Source organism: Bacillus sp. ISL-46 (genome assembly GCF_018613205.1).
The window spans coordinates 252,508-272,185 of sequence record NZ_JAGGQR010000015.1 but is presented as its reverse complement, the minus strand read 5'-3'; the positions used below and the strand labels follow the sequence as shown (position 1 = coordinate 272,185).

21 protein-coding genes and 2 other annotated features are annotated in these 19,678 nt (G+C 38.2%); of the genes, 17 read left to right on the top strand and 4 right to left on the bottom strand.

All coding sequences use genetic code 11. From position 1 onward, the window contains the following. From mutM to J7E67_RS10955, 15 genes are all read left to right on the top strand, one after another. Complete coding sequence (gene mutM / locus J7E67_RS11025; protein ID WP_214731886.1) at nt 1-828, top strand: DNA-formamidopyrimidine glycosylase; 828 nt, start codon at nt 1-3, stop codon at nt 826-828. A 104-nt stretch (nt 829-932) separates the two neighbouring features. Beyond that, nucleotides 933-1,568: a sporulation membrane protein YtaF gene (gene ytaF, locus J7E67_RS11020; RefSeq protein WP_214731884.1), complete on the top strand. Its 636-nt coding sequence runs from the start codon at nt 933-935 to the stop codon at nt 1,566-1,568. Between the two features lie 19 nt (nt 1,569-1,587). Next, nucleotides 1,588-2,202 (top strand): dephospho-CoA kinase, encoded by a 615-nt coding sequence (coaE, locus tag J7E67_RS11015; protein WP_214731882.1) that lies wholly within the window; start codon nt 1,588-1,590, stop codon nt 2,200-2,202. Between the two features lie 166 nt (nt 2,203-2,368). Next, nucleotides 2,369-3,400: a glyceraldehyde-3-phosphate dehydrogenase gene (locus J7E67_RS11010; RefSeq protein ID WP_214731880.1), complete on the top strand. Its 1,032-nt coding sequence runs from the start codon at nt 2,369-2,371 to the stop codon at nt 3,398-3,400. A gap of 344 nt (nt 3,401-3,744) precedes the next feature. After that, nucleotides 3,745-4,119: an adenosylmethionine decarboxylase gene (gene speD / locus J7E67_RS11005; protein ID WP_088089215.1), complete on the top strand. Its 375-nt coding sequence runs from the start codon at nt 3,745-3,747 to the stop codon at nt 4,117-4,119. A gap of 110 nt (nt 4,120-4,229) precedes the next feature. Next, nucleotides 4,230-4,625: a hypothetical protein gene (locus J7E67_RS11000; protein WP_214731878.1), complete on the top strand. Its 396-nt coding sequence runs from the start codon at nt 4,230-4,232 to the stop codon at nt 4,623-4,625. A gap of 90 nt (nt 4,626-4,715) precedes the next feature. Then, the gene (gene nrdR, locus J7E67_RS10995; protein ID WP_026563356.1) at nt 4,716-5,177 is read left to right on the top strand and encodes a transcriptional regulator NrdR; all 462 of its coding nucleotides are present in this window, start codon (nt 4,716-4,718) and stop codon (nt 5,175-5,177) included. 55 nt (nt 5,178-5,232) lie between these two features. Then, the gene (locus tag J7E67_RS10990; protein WP_214731876.1) at nt 5,233-6,621 is read left to right on the top strand and encodes a replication initiation and membrane attachment family protein; all 1,389 of its coding nucleotides are present in this window, start codon (nt 5,233-5,235) and stop codon (nt 6,619-6,621) included. A gap of 13 nt (nt 6,622-6,634) precedes the next feature. Beyond that, entirely contained in the window at nt 6,635-7,564 is a 930-nt protein-coding gene (gene dnaI, locus J7E67_RS10985; protein WP_214731875.1) for a primosomal protein DnaI, read from the top strand. A gap of 260 nt (nt 7,565-7,824) precedes the next feature. Further along, on the top strand, nt 7,825-8,703 hold the full coding sequence (gene ytxC, locus J7E67_RS10980; RefSeq protein WP_214731873.1) for a sporulation protein YtxC: 879 nt from the start codon (nt 7,825-7,827) through the stop codon (nt 8,701-8,703). A 96-nt stretch (nt 8,704-8,799) separates the two neighbouring features. Then, nucleotides 8,800-9,047 (top strand) — a binding site (T-box leader). An 86-nt stretch (nt 9,048-9,133) separates the two neighbouring features. Continuing rightward, nucleotides 9,134-11,068 carry a threonine--tRNA ligase gene (thrS, locus tag J7E67_RS10975; RefSeq protein ID WP_214731872.1) on the top strand — a complete coding sequence of 645 codons (1,935 nt, stop codon included), beginning with the start codon at nt 9,134-9,136 and terminating at the stop codon, nt 11,066-11,068. A 174-nt stretch (nt 11,069-11,242) separates the two neighbouring features. Further along, nucleotides 11,243-11,375 (top strand) — a sequence feature (ribosomal protein L20 leader region). A gap of 135 nt (nt 11,376-11,510) precedes the next feature. Further along, the gene (gene infC, locus J7E67_RS10970) at nt 11,511-12,029 is read left to right on the top strand and encodes a translation initiation factor IF-3 (RefSeq protein ID WP_166257371.1); all 519 of its coding nucleotides are present in this window, start codon (nt 11,511-11,513) and stop codon (nt 12,027-12,029) included. A gap of 17 nt (nt 12,030-12,046) precedes the next feature. After that, complete coding sequence (gene rpmI, locus J7E67_RS10965) at nt 12,047-12,247, top strand: 50S ribosomal protein L35 (RefSeq protein WP_066258063.1); 201 nt, start codon at nt 12,047-12,049, stop codon at nt 12,245-12,247. A 38-nt stretch (nt 12,248-12,285) separates the two neighbouring features. After that, entirely contained in the window at nt 12,286-12,645 is a 360-nt protein-coding gene (rplT, locus tag J7E67_RS10960) for a 50S ribosomal protein L20 (RefSeq protein WP_214731871.1), read from the top strand. A gap of 98 nt (nt 12,646-12,743) precedes the next feature. Next, a complete protein-coding gene (locus J7E67_RS10955; protein WP_168245285.1) occupies nt 12,744-13,004 on the top strand; it encodes a DUF1294 domain-containing protein in 261 nt (86 codons plus the stop codon). Nucleotides 13,005-13,022: 18 nt separating this feature from the next. On the opposite strand, the gene J7E67_RS10950 is transcribed toward J7E67_RS10955, so the two are convergent. Continuing rightward, a complete protein-coding gene (locus tag J7E67_RS10950; RefSeq protein WP_214731870.1) occupies nt 13,023-13,400 on the bottom strand; it encodes a sigma-w pathway protein ysdB in 378 nt (125 codons plus the stop codon). 170 nt (nt 13,401-13,570) lie between these two features. Here J7E67_RS10950 and dut point away from each other — a divergent pair, with 170 nt between their 5' ends. After that, the gene (gene dut, locus J7E67_RS10945) at nt 13,571-14,005 is read left to right on the top strand and encodes a dUTP diphosphatase (RefSeq protein WP_214731869.1); all 435 of its coding nucleotides are present in this window, start codon (nt 13,571-13,573) and stop codon (nt 14,003-14,005) included. 348 nt (nt 14,006-14,353) lie between these two features. Here the strand turns inward: dut and J7E67_RS10940 are convergent, their stop codons facing one another. From J7E67_RS10940 to J7E67_RS10930, 3 genes are read right to left on the bottom strand one after another with little or no spacing between them, the layout of a single operon-like run. Further along, nucleotides 14,354-15,508, bottom strand: coding sequence for a Ger(x)C family spore germination protein (locus J7E67_RS10940; RefSeq protein WP_214731868.1), 1,155 nt, complete (start codon nt 15,506-15,508; stop codon nt 14,354-14,356). 27 nt (nt 15,509-15,535) lie between these two features. Beyond that, a complete protein-coding gene (locus tag J7E67_RS10935; protein WP_251026693.1) occupies nt 15,536-17,095 on the bottom strand; it encodes a spore germination protein in 1,560 nt (519 codons plus the stop codon). Between the two features lie 31 nt (nt 17,096-17,126). Continuing rightward, nucleotides 17,127-18,224 carry a GerAB/ArcD/ProY family transporter gene (locus J7E67_RS10930; protein WP_214731867.1) on the bottom strand — a complete coding sequence of 366 codons (1,098 nt, stop codon included), beginning with the start codon at nt 18,222-18,224 and terminating at the stop codon, nt 17,127-17,129. 245 nt (nt 18,225-18,469) lie between these two features. Between J7E67_RS10930 and J7E67_RS10925 the strand changes: the two genes are divergently transcribed. After that, nucleotides 18,470-19,555: a M42 family metallopeptidase gene (locus J7E67_RS10925; RefSeq protein ID WP_214731866.1), complete on the top strand. Its 1,086-nt coding sequence runs from the start codon at nt 18,470-18,472 to the stop codon at nt 19,553-19,555. Nucleotides 19,556-19,678 lie beyond the last annotated feature (123 nt).

Genomic DNA, 19,678 nt, shown 5'->3' with positions numbered 1-19,678 from the left:
ATGCCGGAGCTTCCAGAAGTAGAAACCGTAAGGAAAACGTTAAAAAAATTAGTTGTTAATAAAACCATCAAAGATGTAACCGTCTTTTGGCCAAAAATCATTAAAAGCCCACTTGAAGTGAAACAATTTGTCGATGCTTTAGCAGGGGAGACCATTGTTGATGTAGGCAGAAGAGGGAAATTTTTAATCATTTATACGGATCATTTCGCGTTAGTATCGCATTTGAGAATGGAAGGAAAGTACGGGCTTTATCCTAAGGAAGAACCCTTTGATAAACATACACATGTACTCTTTCACTTTACAGATGGAACAGAATTAAGGTATAGGGACGTTCGGAAATTTGGAACGATGCATTTATACAAAAAAGGGGACGAATTCTTAACGGAACCGCTCATAGGGCTTGGTCCTGAACCTTTTTCAGAGGAATTTACGGTGGAGTACTTGGCTAAGAAGGTTGAAAAAACGAATCGAAAAATTAAAACAGCCCTATTGGACCAAAAACTTTTTGTGGGGCTCGGTAATATCTATGTGGATGAGGCACTTTTTCGGGCAGGTATACACCCAGAACGTATTGCTAACACATTAAATAAAAATGAACTTGCCCTTCTTCACCGTGAAATTGTTGCGACCTTAAGCGAAGCCGTCAAAAAGGGCGGAAGTACGATCCGCTCATATGTTAATTCCCAAGGAGAAATAGGTATGTTTCAGCTTGAATTATACGCTTATGGTCGTAAAGGGGAAGAGTGTAAACGATGTGGAACACCTTTAGAAAAAACCACCGTAGGGGGCAGAGGGACCCATTACTGCCCGCAGTGCCAAAAGATTTAAGTGGGATAAAAAAGTAGAAAAAGTGAGAATTGAATATATTAACCTTTGATAGGCTCCTGCCATATACTATCGTAATGATTTTGGAGGAAGGAGCCCTAGACATCATGGTTCAGTTGTTCTCACTTCTCATACTTGCTTTTGCTCTCAGCCTTGATAGCTTTAGCGTGGGTTTTACCTATGGACTAAGGAAAATGGTCATGCCGATCAGATCAGTGATTATTATTGCAAGTTGCTCGGCTATTTCTTTAATGATTGCCGTGTCAATTGGGCATGGACTTGAAAAAGTTCTATCTCCAAGTATTACGGCAAGCCTAGGGGGAATCATTCTAATTGCCCTTGGTGCATGGGTTTTGTTTCAATTTTTCAAACCAGAAAAAGAAAAAGACGTACTAGAACATGAAAAAACAATCGTAAATTTTGAAATTAAATCCCTAGGATTAGCCATCAACATCTTGAAAAAGCCGATGTCGGCTGACTTTGACCAATCGGGTACGATTACGGGGATCGAAGCTTTAATGTTAGGCTTTGCCTTGTCGCTGGATGCCTTTGGAGCCGGGATTGGTGCAGCGATGCTTGGTTTCTCTCCCTTTTATTTAGCATTTACTGTCGCGATTATGAGCTCGTTATTTGTTCTATTAGGGATAAAAAGCGGAACTTTTTTTCATAAGTTTAATTGGATCCAAAAGTTCACGTTTTTGCCAGGGATTTTATTAATCATAATTGGAATATGGAAGTTATGAATCTAGAAAGGAAAAGACCATGTCATTAGTTATCGGTTTAACAGGCGGAATCGCCAGTGGAAAAAGCACAGTCTCAAACTTTTTCAAAGAAATGGATATCACTGTAGTCGATGCTGATATAGAATCACGCCTAGCGGTAATGAAAGGTGAATCCGCTTATTTTAAGATTATTGAAGAGTTTGGCCGTGATATTTTATTGGAAGATGGTGAAATTGACAGGCAAAAGCTTGGCGCAATTATTTTCCACCACGCTGAAAAACGGCAAATTTTAAACGAAATCGTCCACCCTGAGGTTAGAAAAAGAATGAGGGACCAAGTCGATCAGGCAATAAAAAATAGTGAAGAAGTGGTTGTTCTTGATATCCCTTTATTATTTGAAAGTAAACTTACGTATATGGTGGATAAAACGTTACTTGTTTATGTTGACGATGAAACACAATTAAAAAGATTAATCGAGAGAAATAATCTATCAGTTGAGGATGCCGAAGCAAGGATTCGTTCTCAGATGCCCCTGTCTGAAAAAATAAAGCTTGCGGATGCTGTAATTGATAATAATGGTTCGATCGCAGATACAAAAAAACAACTTCTTGAAATTTTAGCCCAGTTTGGCATCGATATAAATAATCTTAAGTAATGGGAGAGAAGGGCAACCTTCTCTTTTTTTCTGTTTCTAAGTTGCCTGAATTGTAAAACATTTTAAAAATCCGCAGTTTATTCATCACAATTAAACCTAAATATGTTATACTAATTACAACAATACAAGTATTAAGTATGACATTAATACGAAAAGGGGATGTAAAATGAAGACGAGAGTTGCAATAAACGGATTTGGGAGAATTGGCAGGATGGTTTTTAGAAAAGCGATCCTTGAAAATAAGCTTGAGGTTGTTGCCATAAATGCAAGCTATCCAGCGGAAACATTAGCACATTTACTTAAATATGATACAAATCATGGACCATTTCAGGGAGAAGTTATCCCATTAGATGACGAGTTAATCGTCAATGGCAAAAGAATTAAACTTTTAAGCAGTCGTAATCCAGAGGAGCTTCCCTGGAGAGAGTTTGGTATTGATATTGTTATAGAGGCGACAGGAAAGTTTAATGCTCGTGAAGCGGCGGCACTACACTTAGAAGCAGGAGCCAGGAAAGTGATCTTAACTGCACCAGGGAAAAATGAGGATGTCACAATTGTAATGGGTGTTAATGAAGAAATGCTTGATATCAATCATCATGACATTATCTCAAATGCATCATGTACCACCAACTGCCTTGCACCTGTTGCAAAGGTGTTAGATGAAAAATTTGGCATTGAAAGCGGATTAATGACAACGATTCATGCCTATACAAATGATCAAAAAAATATCGATAACCCTCATAAAGATTTACGAAGGGCTCGTGCATGTGGACAATCTATCATTCCAACAACAACAGGAGCGGCCAAGGCAATTTCACTTGTGTTACCGCACTTAAAAGGTAAATTACATGGGATGTCACTTCGTGTGCCAACACCAAACGTTTCACTTGTTGACTTAGTAGTTGATCTTAATCAAGATGTGACCCTTGATGATGTCAATAACGCATTTATTGAAGCGGCAAATGGCCCATTAAAAGGCATTTTGGATTTGACGATGGAACCATTAGTATCCGTTGACTTTAATACCAATGAACATTCTGCCATCATTGATGGTCTTTCCACAATGGTGATGGGAACAAGAAAAGTAAAGGTTTTAGCATGGTATGATAATGAGTGGGGGTATTCTTCACGTGTCGTGGATCTTACAATGTATGTTGCACAGGAAATAGCAAAATCATCACAAATCAAGGTCGGATAAAATGCTGTCGATAGACGGCATTTTTTTTTGCCTTGCTTGAGCCATTTGGGTGTTTTTTGCATAAAATAGCTTTGATTTAGTGTGTTTTTATCGAATGAAAAATGGAACATGCCCATTAACCTTGTTACAAAATAAACATATAAAGTTTTTTATATTGATAGGTTGCAAAAAAAATATAAACAAAGTATACTAGTCATCGTGAACTTCTTGAAATCAGGTAGCTATTAATTACTTAAAGGGTTAGGACCTCTCTGGACTAACTTTCCCCCGTGGTAGTTACTCGGATACCGTCAATAACAGGATTTCAAGAAAGAACATAAAAGGTTAGAGGGGGAAAAATGAATATGGAAACAATGGGACGTCACGTGATCTCTGAGCTTTGGGGATGCGACTTTGAAAAATTAAATGATATGAATTTTATTGAAACAACTTTTGTTGAAGCAGCTCTTAGATCAGGTGCGGAAATCCGTGAAGTAGCATTTCATAAATTTGCCCCACAAGGTGTAAGTGGTGTGGTTATTATCTCTGAATCACATCTTACCATTCACAGCTTCCCTGAACATGGATATGCCAGCATAGATGTATACACTTGCGGCGATTTGAATCCTAATGTTGCGGCAGATTATATTGCTGAGGCATTAAATGCACAAACACGTGAAAATATTGAAATTCCGCGTGGCATGGGTCCTGTTCATGTAAAACAGGCAAAGGTTTTATAATCACTTTAAAAACAATTAACGTAGAGGTGTATTTATACATACACCTCTTTTTATATTTTCTAGAGTAATGTTGTACAATAAGAACAAAGCTACATCATGGGAGGAATAGTATGGCTATGTTAGGTAATCTATTTGTTCGTTTTAAAAAGCAAATTGAGACTTCAGATCAGATTAAGGATGATTCCTTAAAAACGCATTATTATAAGGCGATGTTTAATCAATTATTTGCATCTGTTGAAAAGTTATTCCGTGAAGATGCTGATTGCCGGGTCACCACGGTTTCTAAAGAACATGGAGAAATTGCTGTTGAAATCAGTAAACCAATCCCCTGCTTTCTAATTGTTACAATTGTGGGAGTAAAGCCAATGGAAACAGCGGTAGACTTTAATATTTCATCTGAAAAATTTTCATTACTCGGCACCTATCCCGATTTAAAAAAGAGGATTAATTCTTATTACGAGCGGATTAATCAATTACATACCTTTATAGGAATAAAAAACTCCTAGTACTACTACTTGTATAAAGATAGTCTTTTTTATAAGATGAAAGTAAGCGTTTTTGTTCGGGAGTAAAGTGTAGATTTGGAGTTGATTACAATGAAATGCCCATCTTGTCAAAATTATGGTACACGCGTCCTCGACTCTCGCCCAGTTGATGAAGGTCGAGCAACACGGAGGAGACGCGAATGTGAAGAATGTGGGTATCGTTTTACTACGTTTGAGAAGATTGAAGAGATCCCGCTGATTGTAGTCAAGAAAGAAGGGACCCGAGAAGAGTTTAGCCGTGATAAAATATTACGTGGCTTGATTAAGGCATGTGAGAAGCGGCCGGTAGCCTTAAAGGAATTAGAAGATATAACGCATGGTGTTGAAAAGGATCTGCGGAGTCAGGGTATTTCTGAAATAAAAAGTGAAGCAATCGGTGAAATGGTAATGGACAGGCTGGCACATGTGGACGAAGTCGCCTATGTACGGTTTGCATCCGTTTACCGTCAGTTTAAAGATATTAATGTTTTTATTGATGAATTAAAAGAATTAATCAAAAAAGAAAAATCTTAAGAGCTAAAGAGTTTTTGGCTCTTTTTGATTTTATAACAAGAAAGGTTGGAGTGATATGGCGCAGCATTGGCAGGAAATTCTCCCTATCGACCGTTATATAGTTGCGGCTGATGGGCTGCTGCATGAGTATGACCGTAAAGTGCTGACGTTTTTATATCAGCCCTTGATTGGGTCAACTTGCTTTAGTTTGTATATGACGCTCTGGGCGGAGTTAGAGGAAAATCGGCTCTGGTCTGAGTCTTCCACTCATCATTTATTGATGAATCTCTTAGAGATGAACTTAAAGGATATTTACGAAGCCAGATTGAAGCTAGAAGGCATTGGTTTATTAAAGACTCGTGTCAAAACAGATGAAGGGGGACGGTCCTTCATCTATGAACTGCATCCACCTTTAAGTCCTGAGCAATTCTTTTTAGATGGGATGTTAAATATTTATCTTTATCGAAAAATTGGAAAAAACCATTTCTCTCGTCTGAAGCGCTTTTTTAGTGATCAACAAAAGCCAAGGGAAGACGAGTATGTAGATGTTACAAGAGCCTTTCAGGACGTGTTTGCATCAGCGGCCCCTGGCAGTATGCAATATATTCAAGCCCTTTCCGAAGAATTACAAGAGGAAGAAAATCAACAGTTTATTGGTCGAAATGAACCGAGTCCGATCCAAATTGGTGTGGACACGTTTGATTTTGATTTGTTAACAGCAGGGCTGAATGAATCACTTGTTCCCAAAAAAGCGCTAACACCAAAAGTAAAAAGTGTAATTAGTAATCTTGCATTTCTGTACCAAATTGATGCAATCGAAATGAAAAATTTCATCTTAGGTGCTATTAACGAGCATGAAGAAATTGATATTGAGGACTTGAGAAAGGGGGCTCGTGATTGGTATCAATTTGTCAATTACGACCAGCTTCCGAGTCTTATTAACCGAACACAACCAATTGTTCATCAAACTCAAATCACCGAACCTAAAACACAGGAAGAAAAATTAATTCGCTCGTATGAGACGACCCCGCCACTCATCGTTTTTAAAGAAATCTCGGGCGGTGTTGAACCTTCGAATGCCAATTTGAAAACCTTAGAAGAGATCATGATTAAATATAAACTTCCCCCAGGTGTGGTAAATGTCCTAATTGAAGTGGTTATGAGAAAAACGGACATGAAATTTACAAAGGGTTTTGTCGAGTCAATCGCTAGTCATTGGGCAAGGAAACAAGTGAAAACGGTGAAAGAAGCGATGGAGCTCGCGAAGAATGAGGAACACAAGGTAACAGAAAGCAAAAAAACTACAAGATCGTCTAATAAAAAACCAATTCGGACAGAGTTAATTCCTGACTGGTTTGATGAAAGTACGAAAGATGCGGGCAAAGATCCCGCGCAAGGAAACAACAGTGAAGTTGAAGCGAAAAAGCGTGCGATTGAAGAAAAGTTAAAAGCGTTTCGCAAATAGGGGGTGACCAAAATTGGAAAAAATCAATCGAACATTGAAAAGATTAGCTTCTAATGAAAGCTTTCAAAAACGATATGAGCAACAACGCAGGCAAGTCCTTGAGAATCCGGATATTCAAGACTTTTTAGAACAACATCAAAATGAGATTGATCAATCCATGATTGATAAAAGCATGAGTAAACTGTACGAGTATACGAACCAAAGCAAAGAATGCCACAAATGTGAAAGTCTGGATAGCTGCATCAATTTCATGAAGGGATATCACCCAGAATTGGTATTATCCCGAAACTCCATTGATGTTGTTTATAAACGCTGTCCTCGAAAAATCATGGCAGATGAAAAAAAGAAAAATGAAAAACTAATCAAAAGTCTATATGTGCCAAGAGACATACTTGAGGCCACCTTTGAAGACTTTGAAGGAGACTCAGGCAGGCTTGATGCCGGAGATAAGGCCGCAACCTTTTTAATGAATTATGAGGCAGGTAAAAAACCAAAGGGCCTCTATCTTTACGGGAAATTCGGTGTTGGGAAGTCCTATCTATTAGGGGCAATCGCCAATGAATTGGCAAAAAAACAGATTTCTTCGATGATTGTCTATGTCCCTGAACTATTAAGGGAAATGAAAAGTTCGATTGCTGATTCGACTTTGAATGAAAAAATTGAAGCATTAAAAAAAGAACCGATCCTAATGCTTGATGATATTGGTGCAGAAGCTGTCTCGAGTTGGACCAGGGATGAAGTTTTAGGGCCAATATTGCAGTTCCGTATGCTTGAAAGCCTGCCGACATTTTTTACCTCAAACTTTAATTTTGGGGAGCTGGAGCATCATTTAACCTACAGCCAGCGGGGCGAAGAAGAAAAAATGAAAGCCCGACGAATCATGGAGAGAATCCGCTCCCTGAGTGTGCCAGTGATGGTCGATGGTCCAAACAGACGGGAATAAAACGTGTTTTCCGGATTGCTGAAACAGGTCAGCAGTCTTTTTTTTGCTAATAAGAAAGTATAAACTTTCGGTGCGAAAGTTCATACTTTCTAATTTCGCATAAGTGCAACTACGACTCTGTCTTCGCCTAACGGCTCGCCAATCGTCGAGTTTTCTTTATATTTTTTTCTGTAAATAACAAAAGCAACTGTCAGCTAACTTCTATTTTAGCCAAGTCCCCCATATATATTAACAAAGATTGGCTTAAAGGGGGGATTTGGTTGGCGGAAATCATCTTCCAAAGCAAGCTGGATGCTCAAAAGTTTTATTACCACTTGCTGGAGTACTTACCAAATAATTATGATAAAGAAACTATTCTTCTAATAGAAGATCAACATATAGTAAAATTTTTAGGTAGCTTCTTATCCATTGAAATTTCTACTATGGTTAAAAATGCATTTTACGAATTTATTACGAACATAAAACGTGACGATTGGTTTAGGGAAATATTAAAAAACCGTTATTTTTATGAGGATCTAGAAGTACAGCAACAAATAATGGAAATTATCTATTCCATTCTTGAAGGTCAAAGAGAAGATCTGATTGTATTTTTGAAGGATTCAAATGAAGAGCCTAATATTAAAGCAGCCATCGAGTATATCTTTCAGGATGATATTTCTTTTTCGTTTGACTCCTTTCATAAATTTCGTTTGCGGCCATACCTCCAGTTACTGGAAGGTTATGTTGAGATTGCCATTGATGAATATAAAATGGAGCAGGAGTATCAAATGTTTGTGCAAATGCTCAGGGACTTTTTACTGAACAGGGAACCAAAAATGGATGTTCTTCATTTATTGTTTGACGAGGAAATTACTTTTTATAACGACCAGTTTGTAGAGATGAAAAGAGCTGAATTAATTAGATTGATTGACCGAAAGTTACTTGTTAATCATCCTGTTTATGTCGATTCTGCTTCGATTGCACCACTTTTATCGCTTGCGCCTACAACTATTTTTCTGTATACAAAAGACCCAGAAGAACCCTTAGTTCGAACAATCAAAAACATCTTTGAAGAAAGAGTAACTGTGAAATCGTTTGCGTCCCTCCGTGAAGTTAAAAAATGGGCAACAGATAATAATTCTTCGGAAAACCATGCTTGAGATACAGGAATTTTTGTAATAATTTGTTTTTGTAGGTTGATGTCCCTTGATTTTTAGGGAATTAGTCATTATAATAACGTACATAGAATATTCATAGCAAAAGTAATGATAAGGATAACAGTATTTTTTACGGTTTCTAGAGAGGGAGGACAGGGCTGAAAGCCTCCTAACACGAAAATAATACTTACCACCTTTAAACTTCAGCAGTGAACACTTCATGTTTCCGTGAAGTCAGTAATTGTTGACGGCCACAGCCGTTAACTGACCAAAGTTATTTTCAATGTGTGTCATTCGAAAATGAAAAATTGGGTGGAACCACGTGTTTATCAAAACTCGTCCCTATTCCAGGGACGGGTTTTTTTATTTTTCAAAAGCGAATTTTCTGGGCAAAAATGACCCGAAGACGCTTCATTACAAAGGAGGAATTACCATGTCAGACGTTGTTAAGATTTCGTTTCCAGATGGGGCAGTAAAGGAGTTCCCACGTGGAACAACAACGGAAGATATCGCCGCTTCCATCAGCCCCGGCCTAAAGAAAAAAGCGATTGCCGGTAAATGGAACGGTCAACTTTATGATCTTCGCCGTCCAATTAATGAAGACGGTTCAATAGAAATCGTCGTCCCTGATTCCGTAGACGCATTAGAGGTTTTACGGCACAGTACAGCACACTTAATGGCACAGGCTGTTAAAAGGCTTTATCCTGGTGTGAATTTAGGAGTAGGTCCTGTTATTGAGGGTGGTTTTTATTATGATATGGACCTTGAGGAATCATTAACTCCAGAAGATCTGCCAAGGATTGAAAAAGAAATGGCGAAAATCGTCAATGAAAATATTGAAATTGTTCGTAAGGAAGTAAGCCGTGCGGATGCTGTTCAGCTATTTAAAGAAGCGGGGGACCCTTACAAGCTGGAACTAATCGAGGCGATTCCTGATGAGGAAACAGTGACAATCTATGAGCAAGGTGACTTTTTTGACCTTTGCCGTGGTGTCCATGTTCCATCGACAGGAAAAATTAAAGAATTTAAATTGTTAAGCATTGCAGGTGCCTATTGGCGCGGTGACAGCAAAAATAAAATGTTACAACGTATTTACGGAACAGCCTTTTTTAAGAAAGAGGATTTAGCTGAGCATCTTCGCTTGCTTGAAGAAGCGAAAGAACGTGACCACCGTAAAATTGGTAAAGAGTTAAACCTTTTCACTAGTAACCAATTGGTAGGACAGGGATTACCGTTATGGCTTCCGAAAGGCGCAACAATTCGTCGTGTGGTTGAACGTTATATTGTTGACAAAGAACAGCGTCTGGGTTATGACCATGTGTACACTCCGGTCATGGGCAGTGTTGATTTATATAAGACTTCAGGTCACTGGGATCATTACCAGGAAGATATGTTCCCGATCATGGAAATGGACAATGAACAATTGGTTCTTCGTCCAATGAACTGTCCACATCATATGATGGTGTACAAGAACAGCATTCACAGCTATCGTGAACTTCCTATCCGAATTGCCGAACTTGGAACAATGCATCGCTATGAAATGTCTGGTGCCCTTTCAGGACTACAGCGTGTTCGTGGAATGACTTTAAATGATGCACATATTTTTGTTCGTCCAGACCAAATTAAAGATGAATTCAAACGGGTTGTTAACCTAATCTTAGCGGTATATAAAGACTTTGATATTAATGACTATTCCTTCCGTCTATCTTACCGTGACCCGCAAGATACTGAAAAGTATTTTGACGATGACGCGATGTGGGAAAAAGCACAATCGATGCTGAAGGATGCCATGGATGATCTTGGTCTTAACTACTATGAGGCAGAAGGAGAAGCAGCATTCTACGGTCCTAAGCTTGACGTTCAAGTTAAGACAGCTCTAGGGAAAGAAGAAACACTTTCCACTGTTCAATTAGACTTCTTATTACCGGAACGTTTTGATTTAACATATGTTGGTGAGGACGGCAAGCAGCATCGTCCAGTCGTTATCCACCGTGGCGTTGTGTCAACAATGGAACGATTTGTTGCCTTCTTAATTGAAGAATACAAAGGCGCTTTCCCTACTTGGCTGGCTCCAGTACAGGTACAGGTTATTCCAGTATCTCCTGGTGCACATTATGAGTATGCTAAGCAAGTACAGGAGCAACTTCAAAATGAAGGCTTACGTGTCGAATTGGATGGCCGTGATGAAAAAATCGGCTATAAAATTCGCGAAGCTCAAATGCAAAAAATACCATATATGCTGGTTGTTGGTGATAAAGAAGTCGAAGACCAAGCTGTCAATGTCCGTAAATATGGTGAACAAAACTCAGAAACAAAGCCATTTTCAGAGTTTTTAGCAGCAATCGTTGCTGAAGTGAAAAGAGGATAATTTTTATTCGGAAGAGGGAGCAATCTCTCTTTCTTTTTTTAAAATAAAAAAATATATTGAATAATTTTCAGTTTCTTGCTAAAATAAATTTCGTTGTCAAAGGAAATAGTTTGTTTGACATTACGTCTTTGCTTATGTTATATTAACTAAGGTGAAAAATTGAATACTTGTTTTTGGGAAAAGAAGAAGCACCCGCTTCTCACCTGATTGACGCAATTGGCAGTTGGCAGGTTTTACGTGAACTTTTTGGTTTTATTACTTTTGTTCTGTAAAGTGTGGGTGCATTCATCCGCACTTTTTTGTTTGTTCACTTAATAGCACTGCTAAAAAGCTTAAATACCTGTTGATTCAATAGGGTGTCAGACGTTTAGGTTTGAAAAGGGTTCCTTATGATTTTCTTGACCAAAACGTTGTATTCGTGATAAAACCTTGGAGGTGGCTAATTATTAGCAAAGACATGTTGTTAAATGAGGGCATTCGCGCTCGCGAAATCCGCCTAATTGATCAAAATGGCGAACAGTTAGGGATTAAAACCAAAACTGAAGCCTTAGAGATTGCCGGAAGAGTGAATCTTGATTTGGTACTAGTAGCACCAAATGCAAAGCCTCCAGTCGGCAGAATTATGGACTATGGCAAGTTTAAATTCGAGCAGCAAAAGAAAGATAAAGAAGCTCGGAAGAATCAAAAAATCATTACTACTAAAGAAGTTCGTCTAAGCCCAACGATTGATGAGCATGACTTTAATACAAAGTTACGTAATGCGATTAAGTTCTTGGAAAAAGGCGACAAGGTAAAAGCTTCAATCCGTTTCAAGGGCCGGGCGATTACCCATAAAGAGATTGGTCAACGTGTGTTAGACCGTTTTTCAGAGGCGTGCAAGGAAGTTGCAACGATCGAATCACATCCTAAAATGGATGGCCGGAGCATGTTCCTGGTTTTAGCACCTAAAATCGACAAGTAATAAGGAGGATATCCCAAATGCCAAAAATGAAAACTCACCGTGGCGCTGCAAAGCGTTTCAAGAAAACTGGTTCAGGTCAACTTAAACGTGACCACGCTTATACAAGCCACTTATTTGCTAACAAATCTACTAAAGCAAAGCGTAAGCTTCGCAAAGCATCCCTTGTTTCTAAAGGTGATTTCAAACGCATTCGTCAAATGTTAACTTACATGAAGTAAAAATTCAGTGATCGATTTATATATTGGAGGGAAATTACATGCCACGTGTAAAAGGCGGTACAGTTACGCGCAAGCGTCGTAAAAAAGTTCTTAAATTAGCAAAAGGTTATTACGGTTCAAAACATACATTATACAAAGTTGCTAACCAACAGGTTATGAAATCATTAATGTATGCTTTCCGCGATCGTCGTCAGAAAAAACGCGACTTCCGCAAATTATGGATTACTCGTATCAATGCAGCAGCTCGTATCAACGGTCTTTCTTACAGCCGTTTAATGCATGGCTTAAAGCTTGCTGGTATCGAAGTAAACCGCAAGATGCTTGCTGAATTAGCAGTAAGCGATGCAAACGCATTTGCTGAATTAGCAAACGTTGCAAAACAAAACATTAACAATTAATTTGAAAAGCTAAAAGCGCCCTTAGGCGCTGGAGCTAGACATATGTAAAGGCCATTCTCTTTGATGAGGATGGCTTTTTCTATAAGGGGGTATTGGATATGAAAATATGGTTATTGGCCTATCTAATCATGAATATCGCAGGACTCGTGATTATGTGGGAGGATAAGAAGCGGGCAAAAAAACATGAATACCGAATCCGAGAGAGGACCTTGTGGCTGGTGGCATTATTTGGGGGCGCTGTCGGTACGACGGCAGGGATGCAGCTTTACCGCCATAAAACGAAGCATACATCGTTTAAAATTGGTTTTCCTGTCCTAGCAGTAATCGAACTCGTTCTTCTCATAAAGTTTCTGCTATAAAAAGGGTATGAATGGCGGCTAATCCTGCAAAAATTCCTTCACCGGACTTTTCCAATGGATTTCAGCATTCGGATAACACTCAAGGATTTTTTTATCCATATAAAAAAAGTCATCCTTAACTAGCCCTTTTAGCGAGACTGCATTTTCAGGCCAGATGATGATCGAGACAACGTCAAATGTGTTGTCAGCAGGACCCATGTATTTCTCACCAGCAAATATAGCACCTTTATAGGTAAGTAAGAAATTCTTTCTGACATCCTGATCATCAATTAATAAAAAACGTTTATGTTTACGGGCAGCTTCTAGTTTTCGTTTCGATGTAAAAAGGGATTTTAACACATAGCTAAATAAGAAGAATATAAAAAACAACAATACGAAGCGCAGCAACCATATCATGGCTAAGCCTCCTACACCTTTTTTCCTTCTAATACGATTCATCAGGAAAAAAGTTTCACTTTTATCATTTATGGAAATTGGCGGGCTTGATTATTTAACAATATAAAAAACAAGTCAATATATTTATCAACAATTAAGCTACATAAAAATTTCTTGAAACGAGGTTCGAAATGGAATATAAATTGAAAGTTAAATTAATAAATGATGATGCTTTATTACCCTATCGAGCGCATGATGGTGATGCTGGATTAGATTTATTTTCTATAGAGGAAAAAATAATCAAAGCAGGGGAAGCTGGTTTAATAAGAACGGGTATACAAATTGAATTACCTAAAGGAACGGAGGCACAGATTAGGCCTAGAAGCGGTCTAGCCTTAAATCACTCCATAACTGTGCTTAATAGTCCTGGGACTATTGATGAAGGGTACCGAGGGGAAATAAAAATTATCCTTATTAATCATGGGAAAGAGGATTTTACAATTGAAAAACAAATGAGAATTGCCCAAATGGTTATTGCCCCAGTATTAAAAGTTAACCTTATAGAAACAGAAATATTATCGGATACGGGTAGATCAGAAGGTGGATTCGGTTCTTCCGGTAAATAAAAGTATTATTGGACATTCGTTCCTTAATTAGAATTTGGGCTTTGCAGCATCAAATTTCTTTAATAAGGTGAGAATGTCCCTTTTCTACTATTTTAATCGATAATGTTCTGAGAATAAAAATAGGTATGGTTCCCCTTTTATACAAAATTTAATCATTAGATAAATGATCGAATAACTACCAAAATACTCAAAGCTAATCCAATTAATGAAAGAATAGAAAAAACAACTAATTCTTTTATTTCCTTTTTTCGTATTAACCGTAAAGCTTCCCAGGCAAAGAGTGTAACAAAAGTAAAAATTATCAAAAAAGTCTTGAACATTTTCCATTCCTTTTTATGAAGTATTTCTTCACTTACTTAAGCCGATTCTTCTTACAAAAACTTTTGAATTGATGGTTACGTCTACTTGTGAAAACTCCTGGTTCCAATTCTTCTTATAAAATGTATTCCATGCTTTTGGATATTCTCTGTAAACGGCTTGGCCAAATCCAAATATGTCTGATTGAAAGTCTTTTTGAGCCTCATTTACTACCAATTGAATTCGATTCTTAATCTCCTTTTCAATATTTTTTTGGATCCCTTCGATTACTTTTGGATTAAATAATACTAGCTTTGAAGTATTTTCAATTGCACTCATTTCTGAGGTCACATTAACAGTAAATTTCATGTGTCCATGTACAAGATGGGGAAGGATTTTGGTTTTTGATCTAATAATATCAAAACTAATATTTCCCCCGCCTTTTTCCTTTGGGACTTTAATGGAAATGACTCCTCCTTCTATTTCATTACGAAGCCATAAAATTCCACGGGTCTCAGCTTCATCCATCCAACCTATTAGCTTGTCTTTTTTAAATACAGCAGCCCCATTAATAGCCTGTGTTTTTCCTGATTCATTTTTTGTATCTACTTCTAATGAAGTTAAGTTATACTGAGGGGCATATGCTTCTAATCCGTCTGTAAGAAGCATGTTCAAAAAGTCTCTGACATAAACCTTTAAACCTACACTTAGCTTTGCAAGTTCCTTCGTTTCTTCAGCCGAAATACTTTCTAAATTTGGTATGTTTTTAATAACTTCGGAAGCCTCTCCTTTTGTAAACATGATAAAACTGTTCATTCGAGGTTGATGGAACCTTGTATAAAAATCAATAATATTAGAAACTCCCTTTCTAGCTAAAGCCTCACCGATTAACAAGACCCTGCTTTGAGAAAAGAATACGCGTCTTGATAGCTTCATTTGTAAATTTCGGTAAGCTTCAGAAACGGTCACACCTTTCTCTGAAATGACAAATGTACTGCGTTCTTTTCCTCCGCCATTACTTCCTCCAGAAGGTCCTAACTTTGTTGGTATGGCTACTTGAAGGGTTAAGCGAATCATATCGTCTTCAACAAGGTCTAATCCGATCGCACTAACAATGGCAATATCATTCACTTCAATCCGGTTCCAACAACCTGTAAGCAAAAAAACGTTTATGCCTACTATTAGCAGCTTTCTAATCGCTTTCATAATCCCATCCCGTCCTTTTAAAACGAACTAGTATTTACGGTTCCGGGGACCTAATCTCTTCAAATTCCTTTTTCCTGTTTGTTCTGGGCGTTCATTCATCTTCCACCAAGGAGCACGAATAAAAACGTCTTTAAGGTTGTTAAAATTAAGTGGGGCAACAGGGGCCAAATAAGGAACACCAAAGGAACGAAGTTGAACAAGGTGAACTAAAATAAAGAAAACCCCTAACAGGATCCCATAAAACCCTAACGTTGCGGATAAAAAAATCATTAAAAACCGAAGGATCCGAATAGCTCCTGTTAAGGTATAACTAGGAAACATAAATGATGCAATGCCTGTAGTGGATACAACTATGACTAATGGAGCAGAAACAATTCCCGCCTCAACAGCTGCTTGGCCGATTACTAATGCCCCAACAATACTAACTGTTGATCCAATTGGCCGCGGCAACCGTAAACCTGCTTCACGCAATGCTTCAAAGGTTATTTCCATTAATAGGGCTTCGATAACCGCTGGAAAGGGCACCGTTTCCCTTGAAGCTGCAACACTAAACAAAAGATTGGTTGGCAGTAATTCCTGATGGAAGGTAGTCACAGCAATATAAATGGAGGGAAACAACAGAGCGACCAATAAAAATAGATAGCGGATGAAGCGAATAAACGTTGCCATGATAAACTTTCCATAATAGTCTTCAGGGGAGCTCATCATTTGAAAAAAAGTCACAGGAACAACAAGAGCAAAAGGGCTATTTTCAACGATAATCCCAATCCTGCCTTCAAGAAGGTTACCGACCACTCGATCTGGTCGTTCAGTTTGCAATATTTGCGGAAACACTGAGAAAGGATGATCCTCAATAAGCTCTACAATGTAGCCGCTGTCCTCAATCGCATCGATATTAATCTGGTTTAATCTGCTGCGAACTTCTTCTACGATTGAATGCTGTGCAATCCCATCAAGATAGGTAATGACAACTTCGGTTTGGGAAAGGTTTCCGATCATTATACTTTCGAATTTAAGTTTAGTTGTTTTTAAACGTCTTCGAATCATACTTGTATTGGTTCGGATATTTTCAGTAAAGCCTTCTCTTGGTCCTAAAACGACCGCTTCGGATAGGGGTTCTTCAATTGAGCGCTTTTCCCATGCTTGTTCACTAATAAAAAGGGATTGTTTAAATCCATTAATCAGTAAAACGGTGTCACCTGACAAAATATGATTAATCACTTCCTGGATTGTTTCCCCTTGTTTTACTTGAGCTGAACTTAGTTCTTCTATTATGGTACCAATTGTCGGTTTAGGGTTATTTAGTAATACATCATTGTGTTTAACCAGAGGGGTTATGACATTTAATTCAATTCTTTCTATACCCACTAATCCATCGAGATAAAAAATCATAGCCGAGTATGTAGAGTTTACTACGAGCTCACGATATCTGAAATCTGAAGCCCCTTCAAAATAATGCTTTATCTGTAAAAAATCTTCCTGAAGAAATCCTGATAATTGATCGTTTCCTTTTTCCTCCTGAATTTTGTCTCGGTTTTGATTTTGGATAGTCGAATTTAATTTTTTAATCCGTCTTAAATTTCTCAATGAACGTACCACCCTTATTGATTAAATGAGACTATAGAAGGCCCAATTTTTTACGTATCATTGCGATGAAAAGTAATAAAATCGGCACAATGATTTGTAATAGAGTCTGAAAATATGGAACATAAAACTTAAATCCAAAATCTAAATGTTCAACATAATTAGGTGAGCTTATGAGCGATAAGGGGGTAATAATTAACCCTAGTGCAATCAATACGGAACGAGTTTGTTTTAACTCGAATAATTGAGAAATGGCAATGGAAGCACCGAATGTAAATCCTCCCACTTTAAAAAATACTCCTGCTACCATCATTAAAATAACAAGGGCATCAAACCGTTCAAGAAAGTCTGCAACAGAAACCATTTGAGTTGCAGCAAGCAGAGTAAAAAGATCCTTGTTGTAAATTTCCGGTCCTAACGTAGAAAGCATCATAATAGAATTAACTGTTAACAGGATTCCTCCGATGACTAGACTGGACAATCCTATCTTTCTGATATTTTGTTTATTGCTTAGAAAAGGAAAAAACATCATAATGACAATGATTTCGCCAAATGGGAAGTTTATGGCTTTTGGAACTGCTTTTTTCAATAAGGGCGTTACACCATTACCTAATATAGGAGTTAAATTTTTTACATCAAATGGATCAACACTTAGTAATAGAATCCAAATCAGGATAAGAGCAAAAATATATATAGGAAAGACGATTTCCGCCATTCGCCCCAAAGTCTCTACTCCGCCCAGCAAGCAATATATCATTAACACCATAAAGCTTCCTATTACCACTAAGATTGGGGTTTCAGTTAAGATGGTTGAGACAATCAGATCTCCCAATTCTCTGCACCCTCTTGCAGCAGAATAGGTAAAATGCGCAATATAAAGCAGGATAACGGGATAGGAAAGAAACTTTCCGATTATCTTTGGAAGCATCTGAACGAGTGTATCCCCTGAATAATAGGTTGATAATTGAGTATAAACAACCATTAATAATAGACTGGATATCATGCCAATTAGGATATAGATCCATGCATCCTGCTTCGTGTCTGCCCCTAATCCCAAAATCATCGCGGTGCCTAATACATAGCCTGCCATTAAATAAAAAAGCTGGATTGCACTGATTTTTTCCTTAATCATTAATTTATCTCCCTTTTGCAGTAAGAAAAGCTTATGACATACAAAAGCAAACCCGCCCTTAACAAAGTATTCCTTTTTACTTAATATTCTCCATAAAGATACATGTTATCCATGAAGACTAGATTCCGTAAACCTCTTAAAGATTCAAAGGATGCTGAGTTATTTAAACCAATCAGAGAGAAATTTGTAACTTTACAATTTACTTCTGTATAATAAAATTGTACCTATACAAAGGGGGCGAAATAATGGTAAAACTTGATGAAACCTTGACGATGTTAAAAGAGTTAACCGATGCCAAAGGGATTCCCGGCAATGAGTGTGAAGTACGCGAGGTCATGAAAAAATACATAGCTCCATTCGCCGATGAAATCACAACCGATGGACTTGGCAGTTTGATTGCACAAAAGGTAGGTAAAGAGGGCGGCCCGAAAATCATGGTGGCTGGTCACTTAGATGAAGTCGGCTTCATGATTACTCAAATCGATGACAGAGGTTTTCTTCGTTTTCAAACGGTTGGCGGTTGGTGGGGGCAGGTAATGCTTGCACAGCGCGTGACGATTGTTACGAGAAAAGGAGATGTAACCGGGATTATCGGTTCTAAGCCTCCGCATATTTTATCAGCGGAAGCTCGCAAAAAACCGATTGAAATTAAAGACATGTTTATTGATATTGGTGCATCTAGCCGTGAGGAAGCCACTGAATGGGGCGTTCGTCCAGGCGATATGGTTGTGCCATATTTTGAATTTACAGTGATGAACAATGAAAAAATGCTATTAGCCAAGGCTTGGGATAACCGGATTGGCTGTGCAATTGCCATTGATGTCCTGAAACAATTAAAGGGTGTAGATCATCCGAACGTTGTTTATGGGGTAGGTAATGTTCAAGAAGAGGTAGGGTTGCGTGGTGCCAAGACAGCCACTGCAAAAATCAAACCGGATATCGGCTTTGCTGTTGATGTCGGTATTGCTGGGGATACACCTGGAATTTCGGAACGAGAAGCAATGAGTAAGATGGGAAAGGGACCACAAGTTGTTATCTATGATGCCTCACTAGTAGCGCATAAAGGTTTACGCGATTTAGTGACCGATACAGCCGATGAATTGAACATCCCCTATCAATTCGAGTCCATTCCTGGCGGTGGTACAGATGCAGGTTCGATCCACTTGACACATCATGGAGTTCCGGCGCTTCCGATTACGATTGCGACGCGATATATTCATTCACATGCGGCTATGCTCCATCGTGATGATTATGAAAACGCAGTGAAGTTGATTGTCGAAGTCATTAAGCGCTTAGACCGGGAAACTGTTGATAAAATTACGTTTGAATAATAGCTTATCGAATCCTCGGTCAGATGGCCGGGGATTTTTTTACCCTTCCGCTCAAATCAACATTGTGCCAAAATCAACAATGAGTTTTAACATATCCAATAAAAAAACTGCCGATAAATTATC

What these genes read in the sequence shown, in the direction of transcription:
- J7E67_RS10990 (WP_214731876.1), top strand. Translation starts at nt 5,233, where the DNA reads ATGGCGCAGCATTGGCAGGAAATTCTCCCTATCGACCGTTATATAGTT.
- J7E67_RS11000 (WP_214731878.1), top strand. Translation starts at nt 4,230, where the DNA reads ATGGCTATGTTAGGTAATCTATTTGTTCGTTTTAAAAAGCAAATTGAG.
- J7E67_RS10955 (WP_168245285.1), top strand. Translation starts at nt 12,744, where the DNA reads ATGAAAATATGGTTATTGGCCTATCTAATCATGAATATCGCAGGACTC.
- J7E67_RS10930 (WP_214731867.1), bottom strand. Translation starts at nt 18,224, where the DNA reads ATGATTAAGGAAAAAATCAGTGCAATCCAGCTTTTTTATTTAATGGCA.
- coaE (WP_214731882.1), top strand. Translation starts at nt 1,588, where the DNA reads ATGTCATTAGTTATCGGTTTAACAGGCGGAATCGCCAGTGGAAAAAGC.
- J7E67_RS10925 (WP_214731866.1), top strand. Translation starts at nt 18,470, where the DNA reads ATGGTAAAACTTGATGAAACCTTGACGATGTTAAAAGAGTTAACCGAT.
- mutM (WP_214731886.1), top strand. Translation starts at nt 1, where the DNA reads ATGCCGGAGCTTCCAGAAGTAGAAACCGTAAGGAAAACGTTAAAAAAA.
- rplT (WP_214731871.1), top strand. Translation starts at nt 12,286, where the DNA reads ATGCCACGTGTAAAAGGCGGTACAGTTACGCGCAAGCGTCGTAAAAAA.
- dut (WP_214731869.1), top strand. Translation starts at nt 13,571, where the DNA reads ATGGAATATAAATTGAAAGTTAAATTAATAAATGATGATGCTTTATTA.
- thrS (WP_214731872.1), top strand. Translation starts at nt 9,134, where the DNA reads ATGTCAGACGTTGTTAAGATTTCGTTTCCAGATGGGGCAGTAAAGGAG.
- J7E67_RS11010 (WP_214731880.1), top strand. Translation starts at nt 2,369, where the DNA reads ATGAAGACGAGAGTTGCAATAAACGGATTTGGGAGAATTGGCAGGATG.
- ytaF (WP_214731884.1), top strand. Translation starts at nt 933, where the DNA reads ATGGTTCAGTTGTTCTCACTTCTCATACTTGCTTTTGCTCTCAGCCTT.
- speD (WP_088089215.1), top strand. Translation starts at nt 3,745, where the DNA reads ATGGAAACAATGGGACGTCACGTGATCTCTGAGCTTTGGGGATGCGAC.
- J7E67_RS10950 (WP_214731870.1), bottom strand. Translation starts at nt 13,400, where the DNA reads ATGATATGGTTGCTGCGCTTCGTATTGTTGTTTTTTATATTCTTCTTA.
- rpmI (WP_066258063.1), top strand. Translation starts at nt 12,047, where the DNA reads ATGCCAAAAATGAAAACTCACCGTGGCGCTGCAAAGCGTTTCAAGAAA.
- nrdR (WP_026563356.1), top strand. Translation starts at nt 4,716, where the DNA reads ATGAAATGCCCATCTTGTCAAAATTATGGTACACGCGTCCTCGACTCT.
- J7E67_RS10940 (WP_214731868.1), bottom strand. Translation starts at nt 15,508, where the DNA reads ATGAAAGCGATTAGAAAGCTGCTAATAGTAGGCATAAACGTTTTTTTG.